The organism is Brachybacterium sp. p3-SID957, assembly GCF_025144775.1.
Lineage (GTDB): Bacteria > Actinomycetota > Actinomycetes > Actinomycetales > Dermabacteraceae > Brachybacterium > Brachybacterium epidermidis.
The window spans coordinates 1-4,974 of the sequence record NZ_JALXKT010000101.1 but is presented as its reverse complement, the minus strand read 5'-3'; the positions used below and the strand labels follow the sequence as shown (position 1 = coordinate 4,974).

5 protein-coding genes are annotated in these 4,974 nt (G+C 60.3%); 2 read left to right on the top strand and 3 right to left on the bottom strand.

Annotated elements, in window-relative coordinates; translation table 11 throughout:
- Positions 1–26: 26 nt before the first annotated feature.
- Positions 27–125 (top strand): helix-turn-helix domain-containing protein, encoded by a 99-nt coding sequence (locus M3B01_RS14750; protein WP_396123389.1) that lies wholly within the window; start codon positions 27–29, stop codon positions 123–125.
- A 48-nt stretch (positions 126–173) separates the two neighbouring features.
- Here the strand turns inward: M3B01_RS14750 and M3B01_RS14320 are convergent, their stop codons facing one another.
- Positions 174–1,067, bottom strand: a complete 894-nt coding sequence (locus M3B01_RS14320; RefSeq protein WP_259793194.1) for a hypothetical protein — start codon at positions 1,065–1,067, stop codon at positions 174–176.
- Between the two features lie 195 nt (positions 1,068–1,262).
- Here M3B01_RS14320 and M3B01_RS14315 point away from each other — a divergent pair, with 195 nt between their 5' ends.
- Positions 1,263–2,897 carry an IS1634 family transposase gene (locus M3B01_RS14315; RefSeq protein WP_259793191.1) on the top strand — a complete coding sequence of 545 codons (1,635 nt, stop codon included), beginning with the start codon at positions 1,263–1,265 and terminating at the stop codon, positions 2,895–2,897.
- Here M3B01_RS14315 and M3B01_RS14310 read toward each other — a convergent pair.
- Complete coding sequence (locus tag M3B01_RS14310; protein WP_259793188.1) at positions 2,875–3,759, bottom strand: hypothetical protein; 885 nt, start codon at positions 3,757–3,759, stop codon at positions 2,875–2,877. The two genes, M3B01_RS14315 and M3B01_RS14310, sit on opposite strands and share 23 nt — an antisense overlap.
- A gap of 56 nt (positions 3,760–3,815) precedes the next feature.
- Entirely contained in the window at positions 3,816–4,673 is an 858-nt protein-coding gene (locus M3B01_RS14305) for a hypothetical protein (protein ID WP_259793186.1), read from the bottom strand.
- Positions 4,674–4,974 lie beyond the last annotated feature (301 nt).

Below are 4,974 nucleotides of genomic sequence, written 5' to 3'. Positions count from 1 at the left end.
CACCCCGCTCACCAGCCCCATGAAACATCGAGGCTAAGGCTCAGATTGCACGTGAGTATGGAATCAGCCGCTCCACGCTGTATCGCTATCTCGGGCACCCGAACCTTCCGCTCGATACGAGATGACTTCGCGCCGACACTGGATCCACAGGGAGCACCAGTGTCGGCGCCCCATCATGAGTTCCTCGAGCTCGAGCGCGGCGAGTTCTTCATGAGAGACAAGAGGCGGTAGCCGTCTATGACGTGCGGACCTTCGCTGTTACGGTCTCTGAGTCCGAACAGGAAGAAGTCCGACAGTGTCACCAATTGGGGGTCGTGCCCCTTAATGTTCTCCACGCCGAACGGCTCGTCAGGATTTGAAGGATGGGCAATTATGTATGAACTAATATTCCGAGTGTGCAATCTAGGGTTTTCATATTCTTGCACTCCGGCAGAACGGTTCAAATATTTCCTGTAGGCCTCGACAGCCTCGGACATGATCGATCGAGAAACAAAGCGACGAGGCCCGCTCTCGAGAAAGTACGTCCCCACAACAACGCCATCGATCATCGTGTAGAAGCCGGGAGCCCACTTCTTTGAATCGATCAGATAGACATCCTCGTCAACAACTAGCGCGTGATCCACGTCTGCAGATCTGAGGCTTGGAACGCTAAGGCTGTTGAAAAGCCAGTAGTCAGCGCCAATCAGCTCGAGTCCGGCAGCCAGCTGGTAGACCGTCGTTTGCTCACCAACTACGCCCGCAGCGACGCGTTCCTCGCCGAACAGCTCGATTGCCTCGGATAGACCTTCGCCCGCTCGTCCAAATATGCGACCGGAGCTGAGGGTCTGCTTTGCTTTCTCGAGCTGCTTTCGCTTCCTGCGGCGGGCGCGAACAGTGGACCAAGGCACTGGTGTCTCGCATATTCTTCGAGCACTCCTCTTGGAGAGAACGGCGAGCAAGGGCTGGATGGCTATGACAAAAATGAAAGAGAGGAACCTCTCCGAGGTGCCAAGCTCATTCCAGTGATGTTCGATGTGTGCCGCCCCGAATGTCCACAGAACGGCTATTCCGACTCCCAGTCTAAGCACATCGCCAACGAAGAGCGCGAACCGATGCAGCGGAAGGCCCGTTATAGTGGGCCGGACGTCCAGGAGGCCGAGGTCATCAATAACCGGAAACCTCCCTCTGGCCTGACTTGATGCATGAGGTGGCGGTCGCGCGGGCTGCGGGCTTGTGACCTGGGTGTTGCTTTCCCCGATTGGCTGTTTTGGGATACTAACGGGGTGGCGTTCGTGCGGAAGGTGAGGACTGGGTCGGGAGCGACCGCGGTCCAGGTCGTCCAGAAGCGTCATGGGAAGCTCGAGATCATCCAGCATGTCGGCTCGGGACACTCGCCGGTCGAGGTCGCACTGCTCGTCCAACGTGGGCGAGAGATCCTGCAGGGCGAGCAGGAAGCCCTCGACCTCAGGGTGGACCCGGTGGCGGATACCGTCGTGGCTCGTGCCGCCGAGCAGCAGCCCGCACTGCTTCCGGGCTCCTCGCCCCCGGCCCCGGCTTCCTCGTTGAACGCTCAGGGAGTGCAGGTGGTGGGCACTTCTAGCGACGTGCTCTGGTCGACGCTGCGGGCCGCGTATGCGCGCCTGGGGTTCGGGATCCTCGCTGATGAGGTGTTCGAACAGGTCGTTCTGGCTCGCCTGGTCGAGCCGACCTCGAAGCGCGATACGGTCCGCGTGCTGAAGGGGCTGGGAGTGGATCCTCCGCACCACACGACGATCTATCGGCACCTCCGCCAGGCCCAGGACCAGGATTACCGCGACCGCGTCGCGGAGCAGTGCTTCGCGCACGCCTCCACCAGCGGAGACATCTCGCTGGTCCTCTACGACGTCACCACGCTCTACTTCGAGGCCAAGAACGAGGACGAGCTGCGGAAGGTCGGCTACTCCAAAGAGCGCCGCGTGGATCCGCAGATCGTGGTCGGCCTGCTGGTCGATCGGGAGGGGTTCCCGCTGGAGATCGGCTGCTTCGAGGGTAACCACGCGGAAACCCGCACGATCGTTCCGCTCATCAAGCAGTTCCAGGCCCGCCACAACCTCGCCGACATGGTCGTCGTCGCCGACGCCGGGATGCTCTCGGCGACGAACCTGACCGCACTGGACGAGGCTGGACTGCGGTTCATCGTCGGCTCGCGAGTGACGAAAGCGCCCGCGGACCTGGCTAACCACTTCCACTGGCACGGTGACGCGTTCACCGACGGGCAGCTGATCGACACCATCACCCCACGCCACGGGAACACCAAGACGGACACGAAGCGACGGCGCCGGGAGCCCGTCTGGGACCCGAAGAAGTACCCGGGGCATTGGCGCGCAGTCTGGGCCTACTCCCGCAAGCGCGCCACGAGAGACGGCCACACGCTGACCGCCCAGGAGAACCGCGCCCGGGCCGTGATCGACGGCGACGCGGCCGTGAAGTCGACCCGGTTCGTGAAGACCACTGCCGCCGGCCGCACCCTCGACGAAGCGTCCCTGGAGCGGGCACGGCGGCTGGTCGGTCTGAAGGGCTACGTCACCAACATCCCCGCCGACATCATGCCGCCGGCGGAGGTGCTCTCCAGCTACCACGACCTCTGGCACGTCGAGCAGTCGTTCCGGATGAGCAAGACAGACCTCCAGGCCAGGCCGATGTTCCATCGGCAACGCGACGCGATCGAAGCTCACCTCACGGTCGTGTTCGCCGCTCTCGCGGTTGCGCGATTCATGCAGAACGCCACCGGGCAGAGCCTGAAGAAGATCATCACGACCCTGCGTCCGATCCAGTCCGCGCTGCTCCGCGCGGGCTCACACACCCAGCTGATCCCCCCGCACATCCCCCAGAACGCCGCCCTGATCCTCGATCAGATCACCGGCAAACCGGGACACTAAGCCAGTGCATCAAGTCAGGTCTGGGCAGTATCTGCCTACGGAACCCGCGCGACTTGATAATGCCGTAGCTCAAAAATACGAGGACGGGGCCAAGGATAGTCTGGCTATAGTTCCTGGCAATGAGCCATGTGGTAGCGAGAAGGAGGGCTAGCCAGGTCATACGCTTGAGCAGGGTAAGAATCTGCTCCCGCTTTTCCTTATGCTCCTTTCTTGCTGTCGCCGCGCTGAGATCTTTGATCGTTCGGCTCGCGACCGGAACGCGGTTCACGGAGTGAGCTCGTCGTTCAATGACGTAATGAGAAAGGTGGGAGTGGGCTGCGCCCTCCGGCATCTCTCCCGCATTAGGGTCTCTGGGGAGGTCTTCGGACGCCAGGTCAACCCCGCGATCTGGATTGGGTGTCGTAGGGCGCCACTTGCTATCGACGTCCGCACCCAAAGATCGATCGTATTCCGGCTTAAACTCGGGATTGGTGAGAAGCGCGAAGGCGTGCCTCCGCGCCCGCATCAATGAGTGTAGCGAGCCATAATTGTCGAGACCGTCATAATAATCGTAGTCACTCGGAAAGAACTTTGGTGCGACGTGGGCAAGTTTTGCTGCAGGGCTATCTAGGTCATAGAGGCTGGGGTCAGTGAACCTGAGCCCCCCTAGGACTGACTCAATCTCCCATGCGCCTTGCCTGTCGGAGTGGGGAATCGAGTCGCGTTCAAATACTCCAGAGGCGAGCTCAATGTCGTCAGACTGAAAGTATAGTAGCGCATTTCCGCGGTCCTTAATTAATGCACCGTTAGAGAAGTTGGGGACACCGAGGATCTCGTAGAGTGTTCGCGGGTCTCGCAGAAAGGGGTCCTTCTGTGTAGTCATATAACTTCGTTCCCATGAAGTCTGGAGGGTATAGATGTATGGGTATCCGCGAGTAGCTACTTGAAAAGGTTTTGTGTAAGCCCGAGTAGCACAATGGCGGCAATGAATCCTGTGTTGCAGCAAGGTTTTCCGCAGAACCATCCGGCAAACGCACTGAAGAGGCTCCCTGCTAGGGAGGTGTCTTGAGATGCGTGATCCTTGTCGCTAAGTCGTTCTATCTCGCGAAGGTAAGCGCCTCCGTCATGCTCCTTGGTTGGGTCGATGCCGTACCATTCCTTCGCGCGCTTGTTGTGCTCTCCGGGGAGTCCATACTCGATGCCCTCCCGAAGGGCCGCGTCCCCCTGGTCCACATGAAATGCTCGCCGGTAGTCGTTATCTCTTTTTTCGGATTTGGCACGTCGTTCGACCTCGTCTAGGCGACGCTGCGCCAGAGCGTCGGGAGAGGGTGTTGCTCCAGGTGGGCGAACCAGCTCTTCGGGAGGCTTGATTGTTGGCTGAGGGCGAGGTTTTGGCTTCTCCGTACTGGCTGGATTATGGCGTTCGCCTTGCTCTCCCGAGTAGCTACCTGTTCGGAATCTGGATATAAGCTCATTGCGTCGGTCCTCAAGTAGCGTTTGGATGCTTTTGCGCTGGGCCGCGAGGCTCTTTGCGCCAAGGCGTTCAGCGCGCTCTTTGGACTCTGGTGCGCTATTGCGTACGTACTCCCCGACGTTTTGACGCTGCGCCAAGAACTCGTCCAAATGGGGGAGTAGTTCGGTGATCATGGCGTCCACGCCCGCTCGGACATCAGCCTCTGGCAGTGGCTTTTCCTGCATCGCGGAGGTGATCTCGTCGAGGGACCTGCTGCGGATCGCCTCCAGGGTGGCTGCTAATTCATCGTCCCAAGGCTGCTTGGGGCGGTCAGGTGGGAGCATCTTGTGGTCTTTTCGTGCTGAGTGAAGAGAGTGGTCTGGGATGTGGTGTGGGCTAGTGCGACGGCGTGCCCCATTCTCGTCGCCGTTCTCATCTTAGTTGGCCACAGGGACTTCCAAGGATGGTGAGTGTGTGGTGGAACGCGGGAGGGGAGAATTCACGGGGAGGCTTGGGCGCTCTCGGCGACCTTGCTGTCGTTCTCAACATGGTGCCCGGCGGAGGTGCTGAGTCTGCGGAGTTCTCTCCAGCGGTTGGGCTGCGGGAGTAAAGGGGGCCTCCTGAGTCCACCGATCGCTCACGCTT

Excerpts from the sequence above, each read along its gene's own strand:
- M3B01_RS14310 (WP_259793188.1), bottom strand. The coding sequence starts at position 3,759 with ATGACTACACAGAAGGACCCCTTTCTGCGAGACCCGCGAACACTCTAC.
- M3B01_RS14305 (WP_259793186.1), bottom strand. The coding sequence starts at position 4,673 with ATGCTCCCACCTGACCGCCCCAAGCAGCCTTGGGACGATGAATTAGCA.